At 70.6% G+C, this 25,569-nt stretch carries 22 protein-coding genes; 14 read left to right on the top strand and 8 right to left on the bottom strand.

What is annotated here, in order from left to right:
- The first annotated feature begins 36 nt into the window (after positions 1 to 36).
- Positions 37 to 1,260 carry a nicotinate phosphoribosyltransferase gene (gene pncB / locus SOM08_RS00335; protein WP_116959113.1) on the top strand — a complete coding sequence of 408 codons (1,224 nt, stop codon included), beginning with the start codon at positions 37 to 39 and terminating at the stop codon, positions 1,258 to 1,260.
- Here pncB and SOM08_RS00330 read toward each other — a convergent pair.
- On the bottom strand, positions 1,235 to 3,991 hold the full coding sequence (locus SOM08_RS00330) for a cation-transporting P-type ATPase (protein ID WP_416186983.1): 2,757 nt from the start codon (positions 3,989 to 3,991) through the stop codon (positions 1,235 to 1,237). The genes pncB and SOM08_RS00330 overlap by 26 nt on opposite strands.
- Before the next feature lie 182 nt (positions 3,992 to 4,173).
- Here SOM08_RS00330 and SOM08_RS00325 point away from each other — a divergent pair, with 182 nt between their 5' ends.
- The gene (locus tag SOM08_RS00325) at positions 4,174 to 5,388 is read left to right on the top strand and encodes an aromatic ring-hydroxylating dioxygenase subunit alpha (protein ID WP_116959117.1); all 1,215 of its coding nucleotides are present in this window, start codon (positions 4,174 to 4,176) and stop codon (positions 5,386 to 5,388) included.
- Positions 5,389 to 5,443: 55 nt separating this feature from the next.
- Positions 5,444 to 6,502 carry a TRAP transporter substrate-binding protein gene (locus tag SOM08_RS00320; protein ID WP_322469819.1) on the top strand — a complete coding sequence of 353 codons (1,059 nt, stop codon included), beginning with the start codon at positions 5,444 to 5,446 and terminating at the stop codon, positions 6,500 to 6,502.
- Between the two features lie 29 nt (positions 6,503 to 6,531).
- Here SOM08_RS00320 and SOM08_RS00315 read toward each other — a convergent pair whose 3' ends face one another.
- Positions 6,532 to 7,485, bottom strand: coding sequence for a LysR family transcriptional regulator (locus SOM08_RS00315; protein ID WP_181936483.1), 954 nt, complete (start codon positions 7,483 to 7,485; stop codon positions 6,532 to 6,534).
- Between the two features lie 115 nt (positions 7,486 to 7,600).
- Between SOM08_RS00315 and SOM08_RS00310 the strand changes: the two genes are divergently transcribed.
- The 4 genes from SOM08_RS00310 (at position 7,601) to SOM08_RS00295 (ending at position 12,011) form a co-directional block, all read left to right on the top strand.
- On the top strand, positions 7,601 to 8,146 hold the full coding sequence (locus SOM08_RS00310) for a TRAP transporter small permease subunit (RefSeq protein ID WP_116959123.1): 546 nt from the start codon (positions 7,601 to 7,603) through the stop codon (positions 8,144 to 8,146).
- Positions 8,147 to 8,162: 16 nt separating this feature from the next.
- Entirely contained in the window at positions 8,163 to 9,464 is a 1,302-nt protein-coding gene (locus SOM08_RS00305; protein ID WP_116959125.1) for a TRAP transporter large permease, read from the top strand.
- Between the two features lie 51 nt (positions 9,465 to 9,515).
- Positions 9,516 to 10,127 carry a DNA-3-methyladenine glycosylase I gene (locus tag SOM08_RS00300; protein WP_322469818.1) on the top strand — a complete coding sequence of 204 codons (612 nt, stop codon included), beginning with the start codon at positions 9,516 to 9,518 and terminating at the stop codon, positions 10,125 to 10,127.
- Positions 10,128 to 10,316: 189 nt separating this feature from the next.
- Positions 10,317 to 12,011 (top strand): AMP-binding protein, encoded by a 1,695-nt coding sequence (locus SOM08_RS00295; protein ID WP_116959129.1) that lies wholly within the window; start codon positions 10,317 to 10,319, stop codon positions 12,009 to 12,011.
- 64 nt (positions 12,012 to 12,075) lie between these two features.
- Here the strand turns inward: SOM08_RS00295 and SOM08_RS00290 are convergent, their stop codons facing one another.
- Positions 12,076 to 12,957: a LysR family transcriptional regulator gene (locus SOM08_RS00290; protein ID WP_116959132.1), complete on the bottom strand. Its 882-nt coding sequence runs from the start codon at positions 12,955 to 12,957 to the stop codon at positions 12,076 to 12,078.
- A 133-nt stretch (positions 12,958 to 13,090) separates the two neighbouring features.
- Here SOM08_RS00290 and SOM08_RS00285 point away from each other — a divergent pair, with 133 nt between their 5' ends.
- The 7 genes from SOM08_RS00285 (at position 13,091) to SOM08_RS00255 (ending at position 18,456) form a co-directional block, all read left to right on the top strand.
- Entirely contained in the window at positions 13,091 to 13,534 is a 444-nt protein-coding gene (locus tag SOM08_RS00285) for a VOC family protein (RefSeq protein WP_070399851.1), read from the top strand.
- Positions 13,531 to 14,112, top strand: coding sequence for a flavin reductase family protein (locus SOM08_RS00280; RefSeq protein ID WP_322469817.1), 582 nt, complete (start codon positions 13,531 to 13,533; stop codon positions 14,110 to 14,112). The genes SOM08_RS00285 and SOM08_RS00280 overlap by 4 nt, the downstream gene beginning before the upstream one ends.
- Positions 14,113 to 14,296: 184 nt before the next feature.
- Entirely contained in the window at positions 14,297 to 15,049 is a 753-nt protein-coding gene (gene glnH, locus SOM08_RS00275) for a glutamine ABC transporter substrate-binding protein GlnH (RefSeq protein WP_116959136.1), read from the top strand.
- A gap of 37 nt (positions 15,050 to 15,086) precedes the next feature.
- Positions 15,087 to 15,743 carry a glutamine ABC transporter permease GlnP gene (gene glnP / locus SOM08_RS00270; RefSeq protein ID WP_116959138.1) on the top strand — a complete coding sequence of 219 codons (657 nt, stop codon included), beginning with the start codon at positions 15,087 to 15,089 and terminating at the stop codon, positions 15,741 to 15,743.
- Positions 15,740 to 16,468, top strand: coding sequence for a glutamine ABC transporter ATP-binding protein GlnQ (gene glnQ / locus SOM08_RS00265; RefSeq protein ID WP_116959140.1), 729 nt, complete (start codon positions 15,740 to 15,742; stop codon positions 16,466 to 16,468). The genes glnP and glnQ overlap by 4 nt, the downstream gene beginning before the upstream one ends.
- 8 nt (positions 16,469 to 16,476) lie before the next feature.
- Positions 16,477 to 17,511, top strand: a complete 1,035-nt coding sequence (locus SOM08_RS00260; RefSeq protein ID WP_116959142.1) for a C45 family autoproteolytic acyltransferase/hydolase — start codon at positions 16,477 to 16,479, stop codon at positions 17,509 to 17,511.
- A 24-nt stretch (positions 17,512 to 17,535) separates the two neighbouring features.
- The gene (locus tag SOM08_RS00255) at positions 17,536 to 18,456 is read left to right on the top strand and encodes a MurR/RpiR family transcriptional regulator (RefSeq protein WP_116959145.1); all 921 of its coding nucleotides are present in this window, start codon (positions 17,536 to 17,538) and stop codon (positions 18,454 to 18,456) included.
- A gap of 4 nt (positions 18,457 to 18,460) precedes the next feature.
- Here SOM08_RS00255 and SOM08_RS00250 read toward each other — a convergent pair whose 3' ends face one another.
- The 5 genes from SOM08_RS00250 to SOM08_RS00230 are packed head-to-tail and all read right to left on the bottom strand — an operon-like array spanning position 18,461 to position 25,494.
- Positions 18,461 to 18,964: a GNAT family N-acetyltransferase gene (locus tag SOM08_RS00250; RefSeq protein ID WP_116959283.1), complete on the bottom strand. Its 504-nt coding sequence runs from the start codon at positions 18,962 to 18,964 to the stop codon at positions 18,461 to 18,463.
- A 53-nt stretch (positions 18,965 to 19,017) separates the two neighbouring features.
- Positions 19,018 to 22,140, bottom strand: a complete 3,123-nt coding sequence (locus tag SOM08_RS00245; RefSeq protein ID WP_322469816.1) for an HsdR family type I site-specific deoxyribonuclease — start codon at positions 22,138 to 22,140, stop codon at positions 19,018 to 19,020.
- A complete protein-coding gene (locus SOM08_RS00240) occupies positions 22,137 to 23,375 on the bottom strand; it encodes a restriction endonuclease subunit S (protein ID WP_116959147.1) in 1,239 nt (412 codons plus the stop codon). Before SOM08_RS00240 ends, SOM08_RS00245 begins: the two co-directional genes overlap by 4 nt.
- Positions 23,368 to 24,882, bottom strand: a complete 1,515-nt coding sequence (locus SOM08_RS00235) for a type I restriction-modification system subunit M (RefSeq protein ID WP_322469815.1) — start codon at positions 24,880 to 24,882, stop codon at positions 23,368 to 23,370. Before SOM08_RS00235 ends, SOM08_RS00240 begins: the two co-directional genes overlap by 8 nt.
- A gap of 24 nt (positions 24,883 to 24,906) precedes the next feature.
- Positions 24,907 to 25,494 carry a restriction endonuclease subunit S gene (locus SOM08_RS00230; protein ID WP_116959152.1) on the bottom strand — a complete coding sequence of 196 codons (588 nt, stop codon included), beginning with the start codon at positions 25,492 to 25,494 and terminating at the stop codon, positions 24,907 to 24,909.
- Between the last annotated feature and the right edge of the window lie 75 nt (positions 25,495 to 25,569).

Genomic DNA, 25,569 nt, shown 5'->3' with positions numbered 1-25,569 from the left:
TGATCGCGGTGTTTCCCCGCCCGAGGGCACCCCTCCATGACCCCCATCATCCACAGCCTGCTCGACACCGACCTCTACAAGTTCTCGATGTGGCAGGCCCTGCTGCACCGCCACCCCACCACCCAGGCCCGCTACAGCTTCGTCTGCCGCAACACCAGCGCCTACCCGCTCGCCGAACTGGTGCCCGAGGTGGACCGCGAGCTGGACCACCTGTGCTCGCTGAGCTTCCAGCCCGACGAGCTCGCCTACCTGAGGGGCCTGCGCTACCTCACCTCCGACTTCGTCGACTTCCTGCGCATCTTCCGCTTCCAGCGCGAGTTCATCGAGGTGCGCGCCCAGGGCGATTCGCTGGACATCGTGGCCCGCGGCCCGCAGGTGCACGTCATGGCCTTCGAGATCTTCGTGCTGGCCATCGTCAACGAGCTGTACTTCCGCCGCTTCGACGCCACGGCCGCGCTGGCCGAAGGGCGCCGCCGCCTGGCCGGCAAGCTCGATCTGCTGCGCGATTTCGCGCGCGAACCCGAGCGCCGTCACCCCTTCGAACTGTCCGACTTCGGCGTGCGCCGCCGCTACAGCGGCGCCTGGCAGCGCGAGGTGGTGAGCACGCTGCGCGACGGGGCGCCGCGCTTCTTCAAGGGCACCTCCAACGTGCTGCTCGCCAAGGAGCTGGACCTGGCGCCCATCGGCACCATGGCGCACGAGTACCTGCAGACCTACCAGACCCTGGGCGTGCGCCTGCGCGACTTTCAGAAGGCCGCGCTGGAAGACTGGGTGCAGGAGTTCCGCGGCGACCTCGGCATCGCGCTCACCGACGTCATCACCATGGACGCCTTCCTGGCCGACTTCGACCTCTACTTCGCCAAGCTCTTCGACGGCCTGCGCCACGACTCGGGCGACCCCATCGAATGGGGCGAAAAGGCCCTGGCGCACTACGCGCGCCTGCGCATCGACCCGGCCACCAAGCGCCTGGTGTTCTCCGACGGCCTGGACCTGCGGCGCGCGCTGGCCATCTACCGCCACTTCGCCGACCGCGCGCAGATGGGCTTTGGCATCGGCACCCACCTCACCAACGACATGGGCCTGGAGCCGCTGAGCATCGTGATGAAGCTGCGCTCGGCCAATGGCCAGCCGGTGGCTAAGATCTCGGACACGCCGGGCAAGGCCCTGTGCGACGACGCCACCTTCCTGGCCTACCTGCGCCAGGTGTTCCAGGTGCCGGCCGGCGCGCCGGGCCTCAGCCCGGCGCGCCCTGGCGAATGAGGGCGCGCGCCGCCGCCTTCTCCAGCTCGGCGACGACGAACACCCCCAGCCCGGCCGAGCCCACCGCGACCCACTCGCGCGCGCCCAGGGCCGTGGTGCCGAACACCGCCTGCAGCGGTGGCAGGTAGACGAAGGCCATCTGCAGCAGCAGGCAGGCGCCCAGCGCCCAGGCCACCACCGGGTTGCCGCTCAGGCCGGCGCGGCCCAGCGCGGGCGCCAGCACGAAGCGGCTGTTGAGCAGGTAGAACATCTCGGTCACCACGATGGTGCTGACCGCCATCGTGCGCGCGGTCTCCAGCGCGGTGCCGCGCTCCAGCTCCCACAGGAACAGGCCGAGCGCCGCCGCCATCATGAGCACGGACACCATGAGCACGCGCCAGACGAAAAAGCGCGAGAGCAGCGGCTCGCCCGGCGCGCGCGGCGGGCGGCGCATGAGGTCGCCCTCGCCCGGCTCGAAGGCCAGGGCCAGCCCGAGCGTGCTGGACGTGACCATGTTGATCCACAGCACCTGCGCGGGCGTCATGGGCAGCGTGAGGCCGAACAGGATGGCGGCGATCACCACCAGCGCCTCGCCGCCGTTGGTGGGCAGCATGAACAGGATGAACTTGCGGATGTTGTCGTACACCGCGCGGCCTTCGCGCACCGCGGCGGCGATGGTGGCGAAGTTGTCGTCGGCCAGCACCACGTCGGCGGCCTCCTTGGCGGCTTCGGTGCCCTTGCGGCCCATGGCCACGCCGACGTCGGCGCGCTTGAGCGCGGGCGCGTCGTTCACGCCGTCGCCGGTCATGGCCACCACCTGCCCGTGGCGCTGCAAGGCGTTGACCAGCCGCAGCTTGTGCTCGGGGCTGGCGCGCGCGAACACGTCCACGTCCAGCGCCACGCGCTGCAGGGCCTCGTCGTCCATCAGCTCGATCTCCGCGCCCGTGATGGCCGGCTTGCCCGTGCCGATGGCGAGCTGCGCGCCGATCGCGCGCGCGGTCTCGCCGTGGTCGCCGGTGATCATCTTCACGCGGATGCCCGCCGCGTGGCAGTCGGCCACGGCGCGCACCGCCTCCTCGCGCGGCGGGTCGGCGATGCCCACCAGCGCGAGCAGCGTGTAGCCGGCGGCCACGTCCTCGAAGGCCAGGCCCGAGCCCGCTGGGGCCGCGCGCTTGCAGGCCAGCCCGAGCAGGCGCAGGCCGCGCGCGGCCATGTCGGTGGCCATGCGCCGCCAGGTGTCGACGTCGATCGCCCGTTCGCCCTCGGGGCCCCATTCGCGCGCGCTGATCTCGAGCAGCTTCTCGGGCGCGCCCTTCACGAAGATCCAGGGGCGGCCCTCGTCGTCGTGGTGCGCCGTGGCCATGAAGCGGTGCTGCGACTCGAAGGGAATGGCGTCGGCGCGCGGCCAGGCGGCCTGGGTGTGCCCGTGCAGCAGACCGGCCTTGTGGCCCAGCACCAGCAGGGCGCCTTCGGTGGGATCGCCCACCACCGTCCAGTGCCCGGCCTCGCCGGCCATGCGCGCGTCGTTGCACAGCACGCCCGCGCGCAGCGCCAGCGCCAGCGCCGGGTGGTGATCGGCGTCGATCGCGCGCTCGCCCACGCGGAACTCGCCCTCGGGCGCGTAGCCGGCGCCGCTCACGCGCACGTCCAGTCCCGCGCACACCACGCGCTGCACCGTCATTTCGTTGCGCGTGAGGGTGCCGGTCTTGTCCGAGCATATGACGGTGACCGAGCCCAGCGCCTCCACCGCCGGCAGGTGGCGCACGATGGCCTGGCGGCGCGCCATGCGCTGCACGCCGAGCGCGAGCGTGATGGTCAGGATGGCGGGCAGGCCTTCGGGGATCGCCGAGGCCACCAGGGCCACGATCATCATGAACATGTCGGCCGCCGGGTGGCCGCGCAGCCATACGCCGATGGCGAAGGTGATCAGCGCCAGCGCCAGGATGGCCAGGGCGAGCGCGCGCCCGAAGCGGTCGATCTGGCGCAGCAGCGGCGTGGCGCCCGTGGCCACGCCGGCGAGCAGCTGGTCGATGCGGCCGATCTCGGTGTCGCGGCCGGTGGCCACCACCAGGCCGCTGGCCTGGCCGTAGCCCACCAGGGTGCCGGCATAGGCCATGCCCCGGCGGTCGCCCAGCGCCGCGTCGGCCGCCACGGCGCCGGTGTCCTTCGCCGCCGGCAGCGATTCGCCCGTGAGCGTGGATTCGTCGCAACGCAGTCCCTTGACCTGGATCAAGCGCAGGTCGGCCGGCACGCGGTCGCCCGAGGCCAGGAGCACCACGTCCCCGGGCACCAGCTCGGCCGCGTCGATGTCCTGCCGCAGGCCGTCGCGCAGCACCACCGCCCGCGGCGAGAGCATGGCGCGTATCGCCTCCAGGGCGGTCTCGGCCTTGCCTTCCTGGACAAAGCCGATGAAGGCGTTGATCAGCACGGCAACCAGCAGCACGCCCGTGTCCACCCAATGGCCCAGGAAGGCGGTGACCGCGGCCGCGCCCAGCATGACGTACAGCAGCACGTTGTGGAACTGCGCCAGCAGGCGTGCCCAGGGGCCGCGCCGGCGCGCGCCCTCCAGCCGGTTGGGGCCGTGGCGCGCCAGGCGTTCGGCCGCCTCGCGCGCGGACAGGCCCTCGCGCCGGGCCGACAGCCGCGCCAGCGCCGCCTCGGGCGTGCGGGCGTGCCAGTCGGGTGCCGCATGCGCCGGGGCCGTTCCATCTCGCCGATCCTTCACTGCCACCGCAGGTCCTCCTGCCGGCATGTTCGCCCGGTGCGCGCGGCGCCGCATCCCCAAAGGCGAGCGCCGCGCACAGTCTTTGCGCCGCCGCGCCGCCATTGCGTTATTGGTCGCGGCCATATCACGTATCCGTATTTCCGACTTGTCCCCGGCCGGGGTGGCTTCTAGTCTCCGTCGCCAATCGACACACAAGGCGGAGACAAGACATGAGCATCCCCATCCGGGCCGTGCCACTGGACGAGGGCACCGGCTACCAGCGCAAGCGCGTGTCCCACGATGGCCGGCTCACCGAGGTGGGCCGCGGCACGCCCATGGGCGAGTTGCTGCGCCGCTACTGGCACCCCGTGGGGCTGTCCTCGCACGCCACCGACACGCCGCGCGAGGTGCGCCTCCTCGGCGAGGACCTGGTGCTCTACCGCGACAAGAAAGGCCGCCCCGGCCTGCTGCACAACCGCTGCTGCCACCGGGGCACCACGCTCTACTACGGCCGCGTGGAGGAAGAAGGCATCCGCTGCTGCTACCACGGCTGGCTGTTCGACGCCGAAGGCCGCTGCCTGGACCAGCCCTGCGAGCCCGCAGGCGGCGCCGCGCACCGCGGCAAGGTGCGCCAGCCCTGGTACCCCGTGCAGGAGCGCTACGGCCTCATCTTTGCCTACATGGGGCCGCCCGAGCGAAAGCCCGTGCTGCCGCGCTACGACGCGCTGGAGGAGCTCGATCCGGGAGAGTTCATCGACGTGGACGACACCAGCATCGGCAGCGGCGGTGGCGCGGTCGCACCCTGCAACTGGTTGCAGCACTACGAGAACGTGATCGATCCGTTCCATGTGCCGATCCTGCACGGCAACTTCAGCGGCACGCAGTTCACGCCCACCATGAACCTCATGCCGCAGGTGAGGTTCGACCTCACCGAACGCGGCGTCAAGGTGTTCAGTACGCGCCAGCTCGACGGCGGCCAGGTGATGAAGCGCACCACCGAGGTGGTGCTGCCCACGCTGCGCGTGGTGCCCAACCCCTACGTGGGCAAGTACGGCAAGGTCGAGTCCATCGGCTGGACGGTGCCGATCGACGACACGCACTACCGCATCTACACCGCCGCGCGCGTGACGAAGAAGGGCGAGATCCTGCCGCGCGCGCCGGACGCCGCGACCCGCCCGCGCTGGGACCAGATGACACCCGAGCAGCGCCGCGACTTCCCCAACGACTGGGAGGCCCAGGTCGGCCAGGGCCCCATCACGCTGCACGGCGAGGAGCACCTGGCCACCACCGACCGTGGCATCGTCATGCTGCGCCGGCTGCTCGCGCGCCAGGTCGAGGCCGTCGAGCGCGGCGACGACCCTGTCGGCGTGCACTTCGACGAGGCATCGGCCTACGTCCGGCTCGAAGCGGGCCAGTACGTCGAGCCGGCCGAGCCGGCCAGGTGATCCCCGCGTTCCCGCCCCACCACAAGACACGACACGACACGACAGGAGACAAGCCATGCAACGACGCCAACTCATGGGGGCCGTGCTCGCGGCGGCCACCGCCTGCGCCGGCCTCATCGGCGCGAGCGCCGCCCACGCGCAGGGGCCGGTCACCTTGCGCTATGCCACCTTCCTGCCCCCAGGCGGCCTGTTCACCAAGGACGACGGCGTCATGGGCCGCTGGGCCAAGTCGGTGGAGGAGGCCTCGGGCGGCGAGGTGAAGATCCAGATCCTGCCGGGCGGCACCCTGGGCGCGGCGGGCCGCAACCCCGGCGCGCAGCTCAAGCTCGTCACCGACGGCATCGCCGACATCGCCTTCGTCATCCCGTCCACCACGCCGGGGCGTTTTCCCGACGACAACCTCTTCGGCCTGCCCGTGAGCGAGAGCGCGGCCGAGGGCTCGCTCACTTTTTGGAAGCTGCACGAGCAGGGCCTGATGCGCGGCTACGACGACAAGTCCTTCTACATCATTGGCCTGCTGGTGAACCCGCCCAACGTGCTGCACACCAAGGGCCCGGTGAAGAAGGTGGAGGATCTGCGCGGCCTGCGCCTGCAGGCCAGCGGCGCCGAGCAGCAGGAGCTGATCCGCGCCCTGGGCGCGACACCGGTGGGCACGGTGTCCGTGCGCGAGGCGGCCGAGGCCATCAGCCGCGGCGTGGTCGACGGCACGCCCAAGGACTGGCTGGCCCTGCATTCCTTTCGCATCGCCGACGCCACCGCGCACCATGTGAACATTCCCATGGGCGCCTCCACCATCATGTTCGCGCTCAACCGCGCCAAGTACGACAGCCTCTCGCCCAAGGCCCGCGCCGCCATCGACCGCTTCAGCGGCGAGCCCTTCGTGCGCATGGCCGGCAAGCTGTTCGACGAGTACACCGACGCCAAGCACAAGGAGACGGTGGACGACAAGAAGCGCCAGGTGATCACCCTGCCGCCCGAGGAGCGCGCGCGCTGGGACAAAGCCATGGGCACCGTGGTGCAGGACTGGCGCCAACGCGACGCCACCAACGAGCGCCTCTGGCAGGCCTTCACCAAGACCCGCGCGCAGGTGCGCGGCGAACTGGGCATGAAGTGATGGCCGCCGGGCGCGCGCCCGGCGCCGGCTCAGGCCGCCAGGGGGGCGGCGGCTTCGGCGGCGGCGGCGTGCGCCACCTGCCGGATTTCCTCGCGCAGCCAGCGCAGGCCCGGGTCCTGCTCGGTGCCCCGGTCCCAGTACAGACAGGAGCGGTAGCCCTCCAGGTGCACCGGCAGCGGCAGGGTCTGCAGCCGATCGCCGAACAGGCGGGCCAGCCGCGCGGGGAACACCGAGATCATGTCGCTGCGCGAGATCACGTCGGCCGCCTGATCGAAGCTGGGCATGGACAGGCGCACCAGGCAGTGGCGCCCGTGCCGCGCCACGCTGTCCTCCAGCACGCTCTCGATGTTGGGGTAACGGAAACCGAAGAACACATGTGGCCATTGGCAGAACGCTTCCAGCGGGTCTTCGCTGCCCGTGAACCCGGGGTGCCCCTTGCGCGTGACGAGCACGAAATGCTCCTCGAACAGCACGGCCGAGTTCAGGCCCGAGCGCATGCTCGGCTCGGGCGCGCAACCCAGGTCCACGTCGCCGCGGCGGATGCGCTCGAACAGCGTGTGAAACTGCGGCGGCTCCCAGGCGATGCGCACGCTCGCGTTGGTGGCGTGCAGCCGCGCCATCAGCGGCGCCAGGATCAGGCGGCTGCTGTAGTCGCTGCCCGCGATGCGGAAGATGCGGTCGGAACCCGTGGGGTCGAAGCTGTGGCCGTTCTCCAGCAGGCGGCCCATGCGCAGGAGCAGGTCGGCCACCGCATCGGCCATGGACAGCGCCAGCGGCGTGGGCGACACGCCATGGGGCGTGCGCTTGAACAGCGGGTCGCCAAAGGTGCGGCGCAGCTTGGCCAGCGAGCCGCTCACCGCCGGCTGGCTCAGGAACAGGCGCGCCGCCGCGCGCGACACGCTGCGCTCGCGCATCAGCGCGTCGAAGGTGCGCAGCATGCCGATGTCGAGGGCGCGCAGGTCGATGCGGGGGGGCTTGCTCATGCGGGCGCTGTCGTGTGGACCGTCGTGAGGGAGCGGCGATTCTGGACCGGGACCCCCATCGAAGGGCATAGGGCGTGACCCTGCCATCGCCCCACCACAGAACAGGAGACACCCCATGAACACCATCGACGCCGCGCTGCGCCGCTTCGCCTACCTGCTGGCGGCCGCCGGCCTGTGCCTGCTCTTTCTCAACGCCATCGCGACCGTGCTCGACGTGCTGGGCCGCACCCTGTTCGCCACGCCGATCGACCGGCTCAGCGACGTCTCGGGCCTGATCTACATCCTGGCCGCCGCCTGCTGCGTGCCCGCGGCCACCGCGCAGATGCGGCACATCACCATCAAGCCCTTCGAGGAGCGGCTCGCGCCGCGGCCCTACGCCGCCCTGGAGGGCCTGGCCGCGTTGCTGAAGCTGGCCGTGTGGGCGGTGCTGGCCTGGCAGCTCTGGGCCCACGCGGCCGAGATGGAGGCCACGCACCAGACCCTGTCGCAGCTGCGCGGCGTGCGGGTCGCGCCGTTCTGGACGTTCGTGGCGCTGGCCATGAGCTTCAACGCCCTGCTCGAAGCGCTCAACCTGCTGCGCTTCACCCGGGTCGCGCTCGGCGCGATGCCGCCCGACACCGCGGCGCCCGCCGAATCCGCCGAGCCCGCCAACATGCTTTGAGTCCAGGCCGCACACCATGTCCTCCACCACCATCATCCTGTTCGGCTTCGTCGGCCTGTTCGCGCTCATCCTCCTGCAGGTGCCCATCGGCGTGGCCATGATGGTCTCGGGCGCCGCGGGTTTCGCCGCGATCGTGGGCGTGCAGCCCGCGCTCTCGATGTTCGGCGGCGAAGTCGCGTCGTCCTTTGCCAGCGCCGACCTCGCGCTGATCCCCATCTTCCTGCTGATGGGCAACTTCGCCAGCGCGGCCGGCCTGTCCACCGACCTCTACCGCCTGGCCGACGCCTTCGTGGGCCATCGCCGCGGTGGCCTGGCCCTGGCCACCCTGGGCGGCTGCGCGGGCTTCGGCGCGCTGTGCGGCTCGTCGCTGGCCACCGTCGGCACCATGCACCGCGTGGCCTATCCCGAAATGCTGGCGCGCGGCTACCCGCCGCACTTCGCGGCCGGCACCATCGCCGTGGGCGGCACGCTGGGCATTCTGGTGCCGCCCTCCATCATCCTGGTGGTGTACTCGGTGCTGGCCGAAACCTTCGTCATCGACCTCTACATCGCCGCCCTGCTGCCCGCGCTGATGGCGGTGGCGTTTTACGGCGCGGCCGTGGTGCTGTACGGCATGACCCGCCGCGCCGCCATGCCGGCGGGGCCCCGCCTGAGCGGCGCCGAGCGGCTCGAGGCGGTGCGCCAGTCGCTGTTCGTCATCGCGCTCGCGGGCCTGGTCATCGGCGGCATCTACGCGGGCGTCTTCACCGCGCTGGAGGCGGCCTCGGTCGGCGCGGTGCTGTCCTTCGCCGCCTACCTGTGGCGGCGCGGCTGGCGGCGCGCCGAAGCCTTCAAGCTCATCGGCGACACCGCCTCCGTCACCGGCATGATCTACGTGATGGTGATCGGCGCTTCGGCGTTCAATTACTTCGTCACCGTCAGCGGCGTGGCCGACCTGTTCATGGCCGCCGTCAACGCCACCCACCTGCCGCCCTGGGGCGTGATCGCCCTCATCCTGGTGGTCTACATCGTGCTCGGAGCCTTCTTCGACGAAGTCGCCACCATGCTGATCACCCTGCCCTTCGTGCTGCCGCTGATCGTCTCCTGGGGGTACGACCCGCTGTGGTGGGGCATCGTCAACGTCACGGTCATCATGATCGGCCTGTTCTGCCCGCCCATTGGCCTGAACGTGATGGTGATGCACGGCCTGGTGCGCGACGTGCCCTTGCGCCGCATGTACCTGGGCGTGCTGCCCTTCCTGCTGGCCGATTTCCTGCGACTGGGCCTGCTGGTGGCCTTCCCGCTGATTGCCACCTGGTTGCCCGCGGCCCTGCGCTGAGCGCGCGCGGCGCGCCACAATCGCGCCGTCCCCGTTCTTCGACGCCGCCCCATGAGCCAGACCATCAACGGCCCCGATGGCCGCCCGCGCTGCCGCTGGTGCGCGGGCGCGCCCGAGTTCCTGCCCTACCACGACACCGAATGGGGCTTTCCGGTCGACGACGACCAGCGCCTGTTCGAGAAGCTCAGCCTGGAGGCGTTCCAGTCGGGCCTGAGTTGGCGCACCATCCTCGCCAAGCGCGAGAACTTTCGCGCCGCCTTCGAGGGCTTCGACTTCCACCGCGTGGCGCGCTTTGGCGAGCGCGACGTCGAACGCCTGCTGGCCGACCAGGGCATCGTGCGGCACCGCGGCAAGATCGAGGCGGTGGTTCACAACGCGCGCTGCGCGCAGGAGATGGTGAAGGCCGAGGGCTCGCTCGCCGCCTATTTCTGGCGCCACGAACCCGGGCCCGGCGAACTGGCGCCACCCCAGAGTGTCTCCACCTCGGCCACGTCCATCGCGCTGTCCAAGGACCTGAAGCAGCGCGGATGGAAGTTCGTCGGCCCGACCACCGTTTATGCCTTCCTGCAGGCCATGGGCCTGATCAACGACCACGCCGAAGGCTGCGTGGTGCGGGCCTCGGTGGACCGGGCGCGCCGCGCCTTCCGTCGCCCCGGCCGCTGAGTTCCACGTCGCGACACGCGACACCACGGGGTGTTCCAGCACGGAACACCCGGGCCTGGGGATTGCCCGAGGGTGCGCCCGCGCGGCGCCGGCGCGAACATGTCCATTCGCCCAGGAGAACCCCATGAGCGCCGCCGGCCCGTTTCCCTGGCGCCCAGCCCCGCAGTGCGCCGCACGGAGGTGAATACCATGAGCACCGAGACCGAATCCCTCGCCCGCGGCGCCAGCCAGCCGCCGCTGCGCGAAGACACCATTGGCGCCGCGCTGGACGCCACCGCGCGCGAGCACGCGAACCGCGAGGCGCTGGTGATTCCCCAGGAAGGCGTGCGCTGGACCTGGGCCGAGTTGCGCGAGCGCGCCGATGAATGGGCCGCCGGCCTGCTGTCCCTGGGCCTGCAGCCGGGCGACCGCGTGGGCATCTGGGCGCCCAACTGCAGCGCCTGGGCGCTCACGCAGTTCGCCACCGCGCGCGCCGGGCTCATCCTGGTCAACATCAACCCGGCCTACCGTGCCAGCGAACTGGCCTACGCGCTGCACAAGGTGGGCTGCCGTGCCCTGGTGCTGGCGCCCGCGATCAAGAGCAGCGACTGCCTGGCCATCCTGCGCGGCGTCGCGCCCGAGCTCGACCGCTGCGCGCCCGGCCAGCTGCAGGCCGCCGCTCTGCCCGAACTGCGCTGGGTGATCCGCCTGGGCGAGGCGCGCACGCCCGGCATGCTCAACTTCGCCGACGTGGGCGCGCGCGCCACGCCCGCGCTGCGCGAACGCCTGGCCGCCATCGGCCCGCGCCTGAAGGCGCGCGACCCGATCAACATCCAGTTCACCTCCGGCACCACGGGCCACCCCAAGGGCGCCACGCTCACGCACCGCAACATCCTCAACAACGGCTACTTCGTGGGCGAGGCCATCCGCCTGCAGGCGGCCGATCGGCTGTGCATTCCCGTGCCGCTGTACCACTGCTTCGGCATGGTCATGGGCAACCTGGCCTGCGTCACGCACGGCAGCACCATGGTCTACCCGAGCGAGTCCTTCGACCCGCAGGCGGTGCTGCGCACCGTGCAGGCCGAGCGATGCACGGTGCTCTATGGCGTGCCCACCATGTTCATCGCCGTGCTCGACCACCCGGACTTCGCCGGCACCGACCTGGGCACGCTGCGCACCGGCATCATGGCCGGCTCGCCCTGCCCCATCGAGGTGATGAAGCGCGTGCAGAGCCAGATGCACATGGGCGAGGTGACCATCGCCTACGGCATGACCGAGACCTCGCCGGTGTCCACGCAAAGCGCGGTGGACGACCCGTTGGAGCGGCGGGTGTCCACCGTGGGCCGCGTGCAGCCGCACCTGGAGATCAAGATCGTCGACACCGAGGGCCGCACCGTGCCGCGCGGCGCCGTGGGCGAGTTCTGCACGCGCGGCTACTCGGTGATGCAGGGCTACTGGGGCGACGCGGAGAAGACCGCCGAGGCCATCGACAGCGAGGGCTGGATGCACACCGGCGACCTGGCCACCATGGACGAGGCGGGCTTCGTCAACATCGTGGGCCGCCTCAAGGACATGGTGATCCGTGGCGGCGAGAACGTGTACCCGCGCGAGGTGGAGGAGTTCTACTACCGCCACCCCAAGGTGCAGGACGTGCAGGTGGTCGGCGTGCCCGACCCCAGGTACGGCGAGGTGCTGTGCGCCTGCGTGGTGCTCAAGCCCGGCCAGCAGGCCAGCGCCGACGAGCTGCGCGCGTTCGCGCAGGGTCAGATCGCGCACTACAAGGTGCCGGCGTACATCGAGTTCGTCGACGCCCTGCCCATGACCATCACCGGCAAGATCCAGAAGTTCGTGCTGCGCGAGCAGATGGCGAAGAAGCTGGGCCTGACAGCGGCGGCCACCGCCTGAACGGACCCCGCGCGCGGTGCCGCAGACCACCGACCCGCGCCGCTGACCCGGCGGCGCGGTGGCCTCAGCCCGCGCGGCCCGGCGGCTCGCGGTAAGCCTCGGCGATCAGGTCCGTCAGCAGGCGCGTGGCCTCGGCCAGGTCCGCGCGGTGCACGATGCCGATGTCGCGGTGGAAGGTGTGCGCGCCCAGGTCCAGCGCCCGCACGCCGGCCGGCCAGCGGCGCCGGTCGGTGGTCTGCGGCACCAGGGTCGCGCCCAGGCCCGCCGCCACCAGCCGCACGATGGCCTCCTGTTCGTCGAGTTCGCACACCTCCCGCACCGCCAGGCCCTGGGCGCGCAGGAAACGGTCCACCTGCCGGCCGCCGAAGGAGCTGCGGTCGTAGCGGATGAAGGGCAGGCCCGCGATCAGCGCGCGCCAGTCGCCCGGCGGCGCGGCGCGTGGCACCAGCAGGCGGAAGGGCTCGCGCGCCAGCGGCGTCCAGCGCAGGTCGCTGTGCAGCGCGAAGGGCGGGCGGATGATGAGCGCCGCGTCGAGATCGCCGGCGTCCACCGCGTTGAGCAGCGCGGTCGACACGCCGGGCACCACGCGCGTGCGGCTGCCCGGCAGCTGGCGGTGGAACTTCACCAGGGCCTGCGGCAGCACGGCCTGCTGCACCGAAGCGATGGCGCCCAGCGCCACGAACACCGCCGGCGCCTGGGTGCGCTGGCGCGAGCCCAGCTGGCCGTAGAGCTGGATCAGGGCCTGCGCCTGCGCCAGTGTCTGCCGTCCGCGCCGGTTCAGCCGCGCCGCGCGGCCGGTGCGGTCGAACAGGGTGAAGCCCAGTTCCTCCTCCAGCCGCTTCATCTGCGCGCTCACGGCCGCCTGCGTCAGGCCGATCTGCTGGCCGGCGGCGGCGAAGGTGCCCTCGCGGGCCACGGCAACGAAGGTCTTGAGTTCGCGGATCATGCACAAAGAATACTTGTGCTCGGTTCAAAAAACGATTGATTTTCTTTTGGCTCGGCAGGGCCTAGCATCGCGGCTTTCCATCCCAGCCACGAGACCGTCGATGAACACCGCCACCGCCGCCCCCGCTCCCACCATGCGCGCGCCCAGCACCAACCCCGCGCCGATGTCGCCCTTCCACCTCGCCTTCCCGGTGCACGACCTGGCCGCCGCGCGCCGCTTCTACGGCGACATGCTGGGCTGCCCCGAGGGCCGCAGCTCGCCCGAGTGGATCGACTTCAACTTCTACGGCCACCAGATCGTGGCCCACCTCGCGCCCGAGGCCTGCGGTGGCGCGGCGGTGAACGCGGTCGATGGCCACGGCGTGCCGGTGCGCCACTTCGGCATCGTGCTGCCCCTGGCCGACTGGGAGGCCATGGCCGAGCGCCTGAAAAGCCTGGGCACGACCTTCGTGATCGAGCCCTACATCCGCTTCAAGGGCCAGCCCGGCGAGCAGGCCACCATGTTCTTTCTCGACCCCTCGGGCAACGCCATCGAGGTGAAGGCCTTCGGCGACATCAACAAACTGTTCGCCAAGTGAACGTCAGCCGCTTCGAGCCCGTGCGGCCCGAGCACGCCAGCCGCCTCATCAACCACGGCCCCACCGTGCTGGTGACCAGCGCGCACGGCGGGCGGCGCAATGTGATGGCGGCGGCCTGGTCGATGCCCGTGGAATTCACGCCGCCGCGCGTCGCGGTGGTGATCGACAAAAGCACCTTCACGCGCGAGCTTGCGCAGGCCGGCGGCGGCTTCGGCCTGTGCCTGCCGGGCCTCGCGCTCGCGGACCTCACCTACAGCGTCGGCCAGCACAGCGGGCGCGAGGGCGACAAGTTCGCGCGCTACGGCATCGGCACCGTCACCGGTCCCGTGCTCGGCCTGCCCCTCATCGAGCACGGCTGCGCGGCCTGGCTCGAATGCCGCCTGATCCCCGAGCGGCACACCGAGGACGCCTACGACACCTGCTTTGCCGAGGTGGTGGCCGCCGCGGCCGACCCGCGCATCTTCGCCAAGGGGCGCTGGCTGTTCGACGAGCGCAACGCCGAACTGCACACCATCCACCACCTGGGCGCGGGCCTCTTCGTGCGCTCGGGCGGCACGGTGCAGGCCCGGGCGCTGTAAGCCCCGCGCCAAGACCCCCCGTTCTCGTCGGACGCCGCGTGTCCTGCACGCGGTGCTTGCATTCGACCAGCAATGCAAGTAGATTTGCGCAATCGATGGGCTTGCAAATTTCAAGTGCATCGTCTTGGTGCATCAGAAACTCCCCGTTTTGATGCGCGTTCCACCCCTTCCCGAGGATTCCCGCATGAAGACCCATCGCCGAGTTCTGCTCGCGGCCGCCCTGTGCGCCGCCTTGGGCGGCACCACCGCCCTCGCCCAGGCCCAGACCCTCGTGGTCGCCACCGACACCGCCTTCGTGCCCTTCGAGTTCAAACAGGGCGACAAGTACGTGGGCTTCGACATCGATCTGTGGGACGCCGTGGCCAAGGAGCTGGGCCTGAGCTACCGCCTCCAGCCCATGGACTTCAACGGCATCCTGCCCGCGCTGCAGACCAAGAACGTGGACGTGGCGCTCGCGGGCATCACCATCAAGGACGAGCGCAAGAAGGTCATCGACTTCTCCGACGGCTACTACGACAGCGGCTTCATGATCATGGTGCCGGCCGACAGCCAGGTGAAGGGCGCGCCGGACCTCAAGGGCAAGAGCCTGGCCATCAAGACCGGCACCTCGGCCGCCGACTACGCCAAGGCCAATTTCCAGGGCACCGAGCTGCGCCAGTTCCCCAACATCGACAACGCTTACCTCGAGCTCATGACCGGCCGCGTGGACGCCGCCATGCACGACACGCCCAACGTGCTGTACTTCGCCAACACGGCGGGCAAGGGCAAGGTCAAGGTGGTGGGCACGCAGATGATGGCCCACCAGTACGGCATCGGCTTTCCCAAGGGCAGCCCGCTGGTGCCCAAGGTGAACGGCGCGCTGGCCAAGATCAAGGCCGATGGCCGCTACAACGCCATCTACAAGAAGTGGTTCGGCACCGAGCCGCCCAAGCCCTGATCGCCCGGGCACGCGCACCTCACGCCAGAGCTTCACCATGGATTTCGACGTCTCGGTGATCGTCAACGCCCTGCCGGCGCTGCTGCAGGGCGCCAAGCTCACGGTGCTCATCACCGTGGCGGGCCTGCTGGGCGGCACCGTGGTGGGGCTGGTCTTCGGCCTCATGCGGGCCTACGGCAACCGACTGCTCAACACCCTGGGCTTCCTCTACATCGAACTGGTCCGCGGCACGCCCATCGTGGTGCAGGTCATGTTCATCTACTTCGCGCTGCCGGTGCTCGCCGACATCCGCGTCGACCCGATGACGGCGGCGATCACCTCGATCGTCGTCAACTCGGGCGCCTACATCGCCGAGATCGTGCGCGGCGCCTTCCTGTCGGTGCCCAAGGGCCTGCGCGAGGCCGGGCTGGCGCTGGGCCTGCCCTCGTGGCGCGTGCTGGCCTTCGTCATCGGCCCGGTGGCCTTTCGCCGCATGACGCCGCCGCTGGGCAACCAGTTCATCGTCAGCCTGAAGGACACCTCGCTGTTCATCGTCATCGGCGTGGGCGAGCTCACGCGCCAGGGCCAGGAGATCATGGCCGCCAACTTCCGCGCGGTGGAGATCTGGAGCGCCGTGGCCCTCATTTACCTGTGCCTGATCGGCGCGCTCACCTTCGCGCTGCGCACGGTCGAGAAACGGATGCGCATCCTATGAAGATGGTCGAGTTCCAGAAGGTCAGCAAACGCTTCGGCGCCACCGTGGTGCTCGACGGCGTCGACCTCAGCATCGGCCAGGGCGAGGTGGTGGTGCTCATCGGCCCCTCGGGTTCGGGCAAGTCCACGCTGCTGCGATGCATCAACGCGCTGGAGACCATCGACGGCGGCGACCTGATCGTCGACGGCCGCAGCGTGCGCGGCGGCCCGTCCACCGTGCGCGAGATCCGCCAGGAAGCCGGCATGGTGTTCCAGCAGTTCAACCTGTTTCCGCAGATGACCGCGCTGCAGAACGTGGCCTTCGGCCCGCGCCAGGTGCGTGGCACGCCGCGCGCGCAGGCCGAACAGGAGGCCCAGGCCCTGCTGAAGAAGGTGGGCCTGGCCGAGCGCCAGCACCACTACCCGAGCGAACTCTCGGGCGGCCAGCAGCAGCGCGTGGCCATCGCGCGCGCGCTCGCGGTCAAGCCCAAGCTCATGCTGTTCGACGAACCCACCTCCGCGCTCGACCCCGAGCTGCGCCAGGAGGTGCTGCGCGTGATGCAGTCCCTGGCCGAAGAGGGCATGACCATGATCGTCGTCACGCACGAGATCGCCTTCGCGCGCAAGGTCGGCACGCGCCTCATCTTTATGGAGCACGGCCACATCGCCGTCGACGGCCCGCCGGTCGAACTGATCGACCAACCCAGCAACCCCCGGCTGCGCGAATTCCTGCAGCACGTCGAATAGCGGACCGCATGCTCGCTCATCTGCAACTCGAAGGCTCCCCGTTCGAGGTGGGCCAGGCCCTGGGCCGCTTCGGCGCGGCCGCCCTGCACCGCTACGCGCAGGCATCGCCCGCGTGGGCCACGGTCATGCGCTGGCGCGGCCATCCGCGCGTGGCCGCCATGGCCGCGCTGGTGCGCGCCCACCACCCCGCCATCTGGCAGGAGCTGCAGGGACTGGCCGATGGCCTGGGCCTGCCCGCCGACGAGGTGTTCCTGTGGAACTGCCGCGGCGACCTCTGGGCCATGGCGCCGGACGGCTGCACCACCGTGCAGCTGCCCCCCGCCGCGCCCGGCGCCGCGCCCGTGGTGGCCCACAACGAAGACGGCGACCCGGCCTTCCAGGGCCACTGCGCCATCGCGCAGGTTGCGGTCCGCGGCGGCGCGCGCTTCGCCTCGTTCGTCTACCCGGGCTCGCTGCCGGGCCACACCTTCGCGGCCACGGCTGGTGGGCTGGTGATGACGGTGAACAACCTGCGCGCGCTGGAGGCGGGCACCGGCCTGCCGCGCATGGTGCTGACCCGCGCGCTGCTGGACGCGCCCGGCGTGGAGGCGGCGCTGGATGGCCTGCGCGCCGCGCCGCGCGCGGGCGGCTTTCACCTCACGCTGGCGCAGGCCGGGCGGCCCGGCATCGTCAGCGTGGAGTTCAACGACGCCCTGGTCTCGGTGCAGGCCGTGCAGCGGCCGGCGGTGCACGCCAATCACATGGTGCATGCGGCCATGGCGCACCGCCCGCAGATCGTCACCGGTTCGTCCGGCCACCGCCAGTTGCGCGGCGACGAGCTGCTGCGCCAGCAAGGAGCCGAAGCCATCGACCCGCTCGACATCCTGTTCGACGCCGAGGACCCGCGCTACCCGATCTACCGCGACCGGGCCGACGACAGCGACCACGAAAACACCATGGCCACCGCGAGCTTCACGCTCGGGCCCACGCAGGTGGACTGGGAGGTGCGCACGGGCGGCCACCGCGAAACCTCGTTTAGGATGCGCGACGCCCTTCGCCTGTAGCCTCTCACCGCGCCGTCCCCACCCATGCCGAAACCCGCTCCGCCCGTGGCGACCACCGTGGACGGGCTGCGCGCGCTCGTCGTCGCCATCGGCCGCGGCGACGCCAGCGTCTCGCTCGGCGGCAAGGCGCTCGCGGTGCTGGCGCGGCTGGTCGAGCAGCCCAAGGACGTGGCGCTCAGCACCATCACCGAGCTGGGCGAGCGCATGGGCGTGAACCCCTCCACCCTCACGCGCCTGGCCACCCGCCTGGGTTTTGCCGGCTTCACCGATTTCCAGGCCGTGTTCCGCGAGCACGCCATGCAGGGCGGGCCGCATTTCTATACGCAGCAGGCGCACCGCCTGCTGGAAGACGCCTCGGCCGACAGCCCGCGCACCGCGCGCGGCGTGGTGGCCAAGCTGGCGCAGGAATCCATCCGCAATGTCGACGCCTTCCTGGGCCAGCTCGACGAGGCCGAACTCGGCAAGGCGGCGCGCCTGCTGGCGCGCGCGCCGCACGTGCGCATTCTGGGCCTGCGGCAGATCCATTCCATCGCCAGCTTCCTCACCTACGGCCTGGGCATGCTGCGCGCCGAGGTCGCGCTGGCCGACGGCCCGGGCCTGGGCGTGGCCGAGAGCCTGGCCCAGATGTCGCCGGGCGACGCCCTCATCGTCTGCAGCGTGGCGCCCTACACCCGCATGGTGGCCGACGTGGCGCGCGCCGCCGCCGCCGCCGGCGTGCACGTCATCGCCATCACCGACACCCGCGCCTCGCCGCTGGCGCCGCCCGCGCGCCACGCCTTCTTCATCCCGCACGAGAGCAGCTTCATCAGCAACAGCATGGGCGCCTACGTGGTGTTCTGCGAAGGGCTGATCAACCTGGTGGCGCGCGAACTGGGCGACAAGGCCCTGCAGGCGCTGGCGCGCCGCGAGGGCTTCATCGAGAGCCTGGGGATCGAGACCGGCTGATCGATCAGCCGGTGGCCGAGAACGCCGCGTGGTACGCCACCTCGCCGCGCGGCACGGGGCCCGCGAACGCCAGGCCCATGAAGTACTCGGGCGGCACGCCAGGATAGGCCAGTCCCTCGTGCACCGCGAAGCCCCAGCGGCCGTAGTAGGCCGGCTCGCCCAGCACCACGCAGCCCTCGGCGCCCAGGGCCCGCAGGCGCGCCAGCCCTTCGTCCATCAGGCGGGCGCCGATGCCCGCGCGTTGCCGCGAAGGCCGCACCGCGATCGGCCCCAGGCCGTACCAGCGCCCGGCACGGCCGGCGATGGTGACCGGCGAGAACGCGACGTGGCCGACCAGGCCCTCGGCCCCGTCCACGGCCACCAGCGAGAGCGTGAGCGCGCCGGCCGCGCGCAGCTCGCGCACGATGGCCGGTTCGGTGCCGGCGCTGTGGGGGGTGCCGGCGAAGGCCTGGGCGACCAGCGAGGCGATGGCGGGGGCGTCGGTGGGCTGTTCGGGGCGCAGCTGCATGGGCTGCATTGTCGGGGCGGCGTCGGTGAGGCGCGCGCCCGGCAACGGGGCGTTCATCGGCAGGCCCGCTCCATCCTCACCCGCGCCACCTCCACCACCCGTTCAATCACCTCCCGCGCGTGCTCCAGCCCCATGAGCGCGAACAGCTCGGGCAGCAAGGCCTGACGAATGACGAAGCCGATGTTGTGCGGGTTGAGCGAGTGCTCGACCATGGCCCGGCCCACCACCGCGTCGATGGACAGGGCTTGCCTCGCCCAGGCGTCGGGTGGCGTGCGCGCGAACGCCTCTTCGCCCAGCACCAGGCGGCAGATGCCGCAATAGGCCCGCGCCAGCGGATGGGCCGCCAAGGCGTCGGGCAGGCCGTCCACCGTTCGCGCCGCGACCTGGTCTTCCAGGCGCACCAGCAGCATGTACTGCTTGAGCGGCTGATCGAACAAGGCCTGCGTCTGGGCGACGGCCTGTTTCAGCCGATCGGCGAACACCGTTTGCGCGTAGGGGTCGTCGGCCAGCGCCACCTGGATGGTCTTTCGCAGGCGCGCGCGCACCAGGTCGGCTTCGTTGCGGGCCTTCTCCGGGCTCCAGCGCTCGGGGGCGTCGGTCCGTGCCGGAGGGGTCAACAGGTACGCGCCCTCCGGTTCCCGCACCGCCAGCCGCTGCCAGCGCGGACCCGCGGCGTGGCGCAGGTGCTCGGGCCCGCTGTCGCTCCGGTCCTCGGTCTCCTGGGCGTCGCCTTGCGCGATGCGGCGCAGGCCGTTGAAAAAGCGCCGTTCGGCGCGGTAGGTGGCGATGGCCTGTTCGGACACCTGGGGGTCGTCGAAGAAGCTGCGCGAGGCCTCGGCCGTCTGCAGGCACTGCGTGAAACGCCGCAGGGCGGCGTAGAAGGCGTCGCGGCGCTGTTGTTGCGCGTCGAGGCCCTGCCCGCTGCCGCTGTCCACGAAGCGGGGCATCAGGGCCTGCCGGTACTGCTCCAGGTCGGACGGGTCCCGCACCTCGTCGAACAGGGCGCGCAGGGCCGCGTGCAGGGCCGGCAGCTGGCGGTACTCGGCGCTCACCGGTCGATAGAGGCCCGCGACGTCGTCGAGCTCGTAGCCCCCCTGGGTGCGCGCTTCCAGGTTCTGGTAGTCGCGCAAGGCGCTGTCCAGTTCGCGCAGGATGCCGCGGTAGTCCACCAGCAGGCCGTGGCGCTTGGCTTCGTGCGGGCGGTTGACGCGCGCCACGGCCTGGATCAGGTTGTGCGCCTTCAGTGGCTTGTCGATGTACAGCACGGCATTGCGTGGTTCGTCGAAGCCGGTGAGCAGCCGGTCGACAACGATCAGCAGCTCAGGCCCGCCGTCGCCACTGAAATCGCGCAGCACGCGGTGCTCGTGAGCCTGTGCGTCGCGGCCCACATGGGCGTCCCACCAGCGCTGCACCTCGAGCCGGCCCTGGTCGTCGATGGCGTCGTGGCCCTCGCCGTTGTCGGGCGGCGACATGATCACGGCGCTGCTCACCAGGCCCGTGGCCTCAAGGCAGCGGTGGTAGCGGATCGCGTCGAGCTTGCTCGCCGTGGCCACCTGGCCTTTGAGACCCAGGCGCTTGACGTGCCGCTCGAAGTGCTGGGCGATGTCCCAGGCGATGAGCTCGATGCGTTGGGGGGCGCCGTATACCGCGCGCCGGCTCGTGTAGCGGCCCTTGAGCTCCGCGGTCTGTTCGGGCGTGAGGCCGGCGCTGATCCGGTTGAACCAATGGTTGGCGGCGTCGTCGTCGACGCCCATCTCGGGCACGCGCTCTTCGTACAGCAGGGGCACCACGGTGCCGTCGTCCACCGCGCGCTGCAAGCTGTAGGCGTGCACGATGGGTCCGAAGCGTTGCGAGGTCTTTTCCTCCTTGAGCAGGGGGGTGCCCGTGAAGGCCAGGCAGGCCGCGCGTGGCAGCACCCGGCGCAGGCGCTCATGCAGTTGCCCGCCATGGCTGCGATGGCCCTCGTCGACCAGCGCCACGATGTCGGCCGAAGGGTTGTAGCACTCAGGCCGTTGCGTGGCGGTGGTGAACTTGTGGACCAGCGTGAACACGATGCGCTCGCTCCCCCGGCCGATGCGCCGCGCCAGCTCGCGCCCGCTGCCCACGCGGGCCTTCTCGCCATCCTTCTTCGCGGCCACGGCCGAGCCGAAGGCGCCGCCGTTCGTGAAATTGCGCGCGAGCTGGTCTTCGAGGTCGAGGCGGTCGGTGACGACGAGCACGCGGCAGGCCTGCGTGTCGGGGTGGAACACCAGGGCCCTGGCCAGGAAGACCATGGTCAAGCTCTTGCCCGAGCCCGTGGTGTGCCAGAGCACACCGCCCTGGCGAGCGCCGTCGGGGCGGCGCTGCTGAATGCGCTGGAGCATGGCCCGCACGCCGAAGTACTGGTGTGGCCGCGCGATCACCTTGCCCAGGCGGCGGTCGAACAGGACGAAGTGGCGCAGCAGCTCGAGCAGCCGCTCGGGCCGCAGCAGGGCGCGCACCGTCCGCTCGGGCTCGTTGGACCCAGTGCCGTCGCCGGGCTCCTCGCGCCAGCGCGCCCAGGCGCGCGGGGGCGTGCCCGTGGTGGCGTAGCGCGCCTCGCCCGAACCCAGGGCCAGCAGCAACTGGGCGTAGACGAACAGCCCCGGTGTCTCGTCGGGCCGCTGGTGGTGCAGCTGGCGCTGGATGGCCTCGTGCACCGGAGCCGCGCGGGGGTGGCCGCCCGATGCCGGGCCCTCGATGACCACCAGCGGCAGGCCGTTCACGTAGCCCAGCACGCCGGGTCGGCGCGGGTGCGCGCCGATGGTGGTGTGCAGTTCGGGCGATTCGATCGCGTCCCATTGGTTGGTGTCGGGGGCTTCCCAGTCGACCAGCGGCACCGTGGGCTGGTGCTTCTTGCCATCGGGCATGAACTCGGTGACCGTGACACCGAGCGTGAGCAGGCGGTAGAACCGCTCGTTGGCGGCGAGCAGGCCGTCGGCCAGGGACAGCCCCTCCACCTCGCGCACCACCTGGTCGATGCCACCGGCCGAGAGCGGGTAGCGCTCCCCCCGGTACTCGAAGCGGTGCGCCTGCAGGGCCTGGATCAGGCGTGGCCGCAGAAGGACGTCGTTCGGACCGCTGCGCCAGCGCGCCGCCTCGGCAGCGGGCCGGTGGCGCCAGCCCAGGCTCGCCAGCCAGCGCAGCGCGGCGTTCATGCCGGCGGCGCGACGGTCTGGGCCGGGGGCAGTCGCACGCGCCGGCGACCGCTGAAGAGCTCGCCCAGCAGCGCGCGCTTCTCCAGGCGCAGCGCCTCGATCTGGGCGGCGATGCTGTACTCCTCGGCTTCGGCCCCGCGCAGGATGGCCGCGATGCGGCGCTGCACATCCAGTGGCGGCAGGTGCAGCGGCAGCTTGAAGAAGTCCTTCAGGCTCACATTGAGCAGGCCATGGTTGCGAGCGCCTTCCTGCGCGATGCCGGTGATCGCCTCATTGAGCATGCCGGCCTCGAAGTAGAGGCGATAGAAATCGTTGTCCACCTCCGCGCCAGGGCGCTGGCGAAAGCAGATGTAGAGGCCGGAGACGACCCCCGAGTCGTAGGCCACCAGCGGCTTGATGGCTCCGACCGGGTAGCCGCAGGAGGCGCTGCGGTTGTAGGCGAAGTCGCCGGGGGCCAGCCGGGTGTAGCGGCTGAGGTCGTCGCTGGCGACGTTCTTGTTGAAGAACTCGCGCTGGCTCACCAGGCCGTGCTGGGCCGAGATCGTGAGCACATTGCTGTCGCCGTCCGTGTTCTTGCGGGTGATGCGCTCGAAGACGGCGTCGAAGTCCACCTGTGCCCAGTGCGCCCGCGCGTTCACCACCGAGCGGCGGTTGGACAGCAGCACGTGCATGAGGTCGCGCTTCTGGCGGCGGCTGTTGTCGAGCAGGCGTTCGGTGGTGGCGATGGCGCGGTCCCAGTCGCCGGCCATTCGCGCGATGCGCGCCTGTTCGCGCCGGGGTGGCAGAGGCAGGGGGATGGAGCGGATCAGCCCGGCGTTGAGGTTCTGCTGGGCGCCGGCGTTGCCCAGTTCGCGGATTTCGGCGTAGTGCGCGGCGAGAAACTGGTAGACGTAGTCGGGGTCGTGCTCGGCGTGCACCTGGATGGCGGCGCAGGCCTGGTTGGTGGTGGCGGCCAGGCCCAGGCGCGCCACTTGCCCGCGCGTGCGGCCCTGGCCGTACATGGCCATGAGCACGGTGCCCGCTGGAAAGAGCCTGGCCGAGGAGTGGCGCATGCCCTGCGGCGTGATCTTCTCGGCCGTGGCGGTGATGGTGTTGAACTGGATTTCGCCCGTCGTGACCCAGGGGATGTCGCCACCCCAGTAGCCTGGCCGGGAGCGGTCCGGTGTGCCGCCGGAGCCGATGCGGGCGATGTCACCCAGGGTGGCGCGAGTCCAACCCGTGGGCAGCTCAGTCATACCCCAGCTCCTTCAGATACCCCGCCATCTTCAACTCCAGCTCGGCGAGTTCTTCCTTGAGCTTCAGGCGCTCGGCCCGCACCGCCGGCAGGTCGGCGGTGGCCGTGTCTTCGAAGGTGTTGACGTAGCGCGGGATGTTGAGGTTGAAGCCGTGGCCGGCGATTTCCTCGCGCGTGGCGAGGTGGGCGTACTTGTCGATGGGCTGGCGCGCCTGCACGGCATCGATGATGGCCTGCACGTCCTGCGCGCGCAGCAGGTTCTGGTTCTTGCCGTCCTGGTAGGCGCGGCTGGCGTCGATGAACAGAACCTTGTCATCGACCTTGTTCTGGCGCAGCACCAGGATGGCCGCCGGGATGCCGGTGCCATAGAACAGCTTCTCCGGCAGGCCGATGACCACGTCCAGCAGGTTTTCCTCGATCAGCACCTGGCGGATGCGGCCCTCGCTGGCGCCGCGGAACAGCACGCCGTGTGGCACCACCACGGCCATGCGGCCGGTGCCAGGCCGCATGGTCTCCACCATGTGCAGGATGAAGGCGTAGTCGCCCTTGGTGCGCGGCGGAACGCCGCGGCGAAAGCGCTGGTGCGGGTCCTTCGCGGCGTTTTCGTGGCCCCATTTCTCCAGCGAAAACGGTGGATTGGCGACGACGACGTCGAAGCGGCGCAGGCGGCCATCGGCATCGAGCAGTTTGGGGTTGCGCAGGGTGTCGCCCCATTCGACGCGGTGGTTGTCCTCGGCGTGCAGGAACATGTTCATCTTGGCCAGCGCCCAGGTGCTGCCGATGGCTTCCTGCCCGTACAAGGCGTAGTGGCGGCGGCCCGTGCGCGAGCGGATCAGCTGCGCGCACTTCATCAGCAGCGAGCCAGAGCCGCAGGTGGGGTCGCAGATCTCCTCGCCTTCCTGGGGGTCCATCAGGCGCGCCATGAGCTGCGAGACCTCGGGCGGGGTGTAGAACTCGCCCGCCTTCTTGCCGGCCGTGGTGGCGAAGTTCTTGATGAGGAACTCGTAGGCGTTGCCGATCACGTCGAGCTGGCCGACGCGGCTTTCGCGCAGGTTCAACTCGGGCCGGGCGAAGTCCTCCAGCAAGTGGCGCAGGATGTCGTTCTTCTGTGCCTCGTCGCCGAGCTTGGTGGAGTTGAAGCTGATGTCCTGGAAGACGTCGCGCAGCTTGCCCAGGTTGGCTTCCTCGATGGCGTGCAGGGCGCGGTCGATGCGCTCGCCATTGCCGGGCTGGTGGCGGGCCTCGTGCAAGGCCCGGAAGTTCGCGCTGCGCGGCAGCACGAAACGTTCGTTTTTCAGCAGCTCCTCGATGAGCTCGGGGTGGGCGCCATGCGCGGCCTGGTAGCGCTCGTAGTGGTCCTGCCAGATATCGGAGATGTACTTGAGGAAGAGCATCGTCAGGATGTAGTCCTTGTAGATGCTCGGGTCCACGGTGCCGCGGAAGGTGTCGCAGGCGTTCCAGACGGCGGTGTTGATGGCGTCCTGGCTGATGACGGTGTCGTCGTTCATGTCGTTCTTGAAGGTTCGGCGGGATCAGGCCTGGCGCGCGGACGGGGCCAGCAGGCCCTGCGCGAGGGCGTCGATTTGTAGCTCACGGTTGCGGATCAGGGCTTCCAAACGCTGGCGCTCCTGCCGGGCGGCCTCGGCCAGATCGACCAGCAGGCGCTGGCGCGCCAGCCCGGGCACCGCGATGGGCATGTCTTCCAGCACCGGACGGCGGATGCTGAGCTGGTCCGTGCCCTCGGCGTTGTTGCGCAGGTAGCGCTGGCTGGGGGTGCGGTTGATGTGCCAGGCCAGGTACTCGGGCAACAGGCCCTCGGCCTTGCAGCGCAGCACAAAGAAGTACTGCGCGCACACCGTGGCGGGCGGCGTCTGGCTCAGGCACACGGCGTAGTTGCGCGTGCCGCGCGCGGCAAACAGGATGTCGCCGTCGCGCAGCCAATCCGGCGGCTTGCCGCGGCCCAGGTCCGCGCGCGAAAGGTTGGCCCAGGCCACGTCGCCGTCGGGGGAGATGTCGCGCATCTGGATGACCCGGGCCTTGCCGTGCGCCGCCACCGGCACGCTGCCTCGGAAGGGGTGGCCCGCCCGCACCTCGGCCAGCGCTTTCAATGACGAAATCATGATGCATCAATCTCTGTGATGCGAAATTTTGCTTGCCCCTTTCGGTCGAGACAAGTAAGCTAAATGTGTTCATGC

This window comes from Hydrogenophaga sp. SNF1 (genome assembly GCF_034421675.1).
Classification (GTDB): Bacteria; Pseudomonadota; Gammaproteobacteria; order Burkholderiales; family Burkholderiaceae_C; genus Hydrogenophaga; species Hydrogenophaga borbori.
This window is presented reverse-complemented; position numbering and strand designations above follow the sequence as displayed.

Excerpts from the sequence above, each read along its gene's own strand:
- glnH (WP_116959136.1), top strand. The coding sequence starts at position 14,297 with ATGAAGACCCATCGCCGAGTTCTGCTCGCGGCCGCCCTGTGCGCCGCC.
- SOM08_RS00250 (WP_116959283.1), bottom strand. The coding sequence starts at position 18,964 with ATGCAGCTGCGCCCCGAACAGCCCACCGACGCCCCCGCCATCGCCTCG.
- SOM08_RS00285 (WP_070399851.1), top strand. The coding sequence starts at position 13,091 with ATGCGCGCGCCCAGCACCAACCCCGCGCCGATGTCGCCCTTCCACCTC.
- pncB (WP_116959113.1), top strand. The coding sequence starts at position 37 with ATGACCCCCATCATCCACAGCCTGCTCGACACCGACCTCTACAAGTTC.
- SOM08_RS00255 (WP_116959145.1), top strand. The coding sequence starts at position 17,536 with ATGCCGAAACCCGCTCCGCCCGTGGCGACCACCGTGGACGGGCTGCGC.
- SOM08_RS00300 (WP_322469818.1), top strand. The coding sequence starts at position 9,516 with ATGAGCCAGACCATCAACGGCCCCGATGGCCGCCCGCGCTGCCGCTGG.
- SOM08_RS00260 (WP_116959142.1), top strand. The coding sequence starts at position 16,477 with ATGCTCGCTCATCTGCAACTCGAAGGCTCCCCGTTCGAGGTGGGCCAG.
- SOM08_RS00240 (WP_116959147.1), bottom strand. The coding sequence starts at position 23,375 with ATGACTGAGCTGCCCACGGGTTGGACTCGCGCCACCCTGGGTGACATC.
- SOM08_RS00290 (WP_116959132.1), bottom strand. The coding sequence starts at position 12,957 with ATGATCCGCGAACTCAAGACCTTCGTTGCCGTGGCCCGCGAGGGCACC.
- SOM08_RS00235 (WP_322469815.1), bottom strand. The coding sequence starts at position 24,882 with ATGAACGACGACACCGTCATCAGCCAGGACGCCATCAACACCGCCGTC.
- SOM08_RS00310 (WP_116959123.1), top strand. The coding sequence starts at position 7,601 with ATGAACACCATCGACGCCGCGCTGCGCCGCTTCGCCTACCTGCTGGCG.
- SOM08_RS00230 (WP_116959152.1), bottom strand. The coding sequence starts at position 25,494 with ATGATTTCGTCATTGAAAGCGCTGGCCGAGGTGCGGGCGGGCCACCCC.
- glnQ (WP_116959140.1), top strand. The coding sequence starts at position 15,740 with ATGAAGATGGTCGAGTTCCAGAAGGTCAGCAAACGCTTCGGCGCCACC.
- SOM08_RS00245 (WP_322469816.1), bottom strand. The coding sequence starts at position 22,140 with ATGAACGCCGCGCTGCGCTGGCTGGCGAGCCTGGGCTGGCGCCACCGG.
- SOM08_RS00305 (WP_116959125.1), top strand. The coding sequence starts at position 8,163 with ATGTCCTCCACCACCATCATCCTGTTCGGCTTCGTCGGCCTGTTCGCG.
- SOM08_RS00315 (WP_181936483.1), bottom strand. The coding sequence starts at position 7,485 with ATGAGCAAGCCCCCCCGCATCGACCTGCGCGCCCTCGACATCGGCATG.
- SOM08_RS00320 (WP_322469819.1), top strand. The coding sequence starts at position 5,444 with ATGCAACGACGCCAACTCATGGGGGCCGTGCTCGCGGCGGCCACCGCC.
- SOM08_RS00330 (WP_416186983.1), bottom strand. The coding sequence starts at position 3,991 with ATGCCGGCAGGAGGACCTGCGGTGGCAGTGAAGGATCGGCGAGATGGA.
- glnP (WP_116959138.1), top strand. The coding sequence starts at position 15,087 with ATGGATTTCGACGTCTCGGTGATCGTCAACGCCCTGCCGGCGCTGCTG.
- SOM08_RS00295 (WP_116959129.1), top strand. The coding sequence starts at position 10,317 with ATGAGCACCGAGACCGAATCCCTCGCCCGCGGCGCCAGCCAGCCGCCG.
- SOM08_RS00325 (WP_116959117.1), top strand. The coding sequence starts at position 4,174 with ATGAGCATCCCCATCCGGGCCGTGCCACTGGACGAGGGCACCGGCTAC.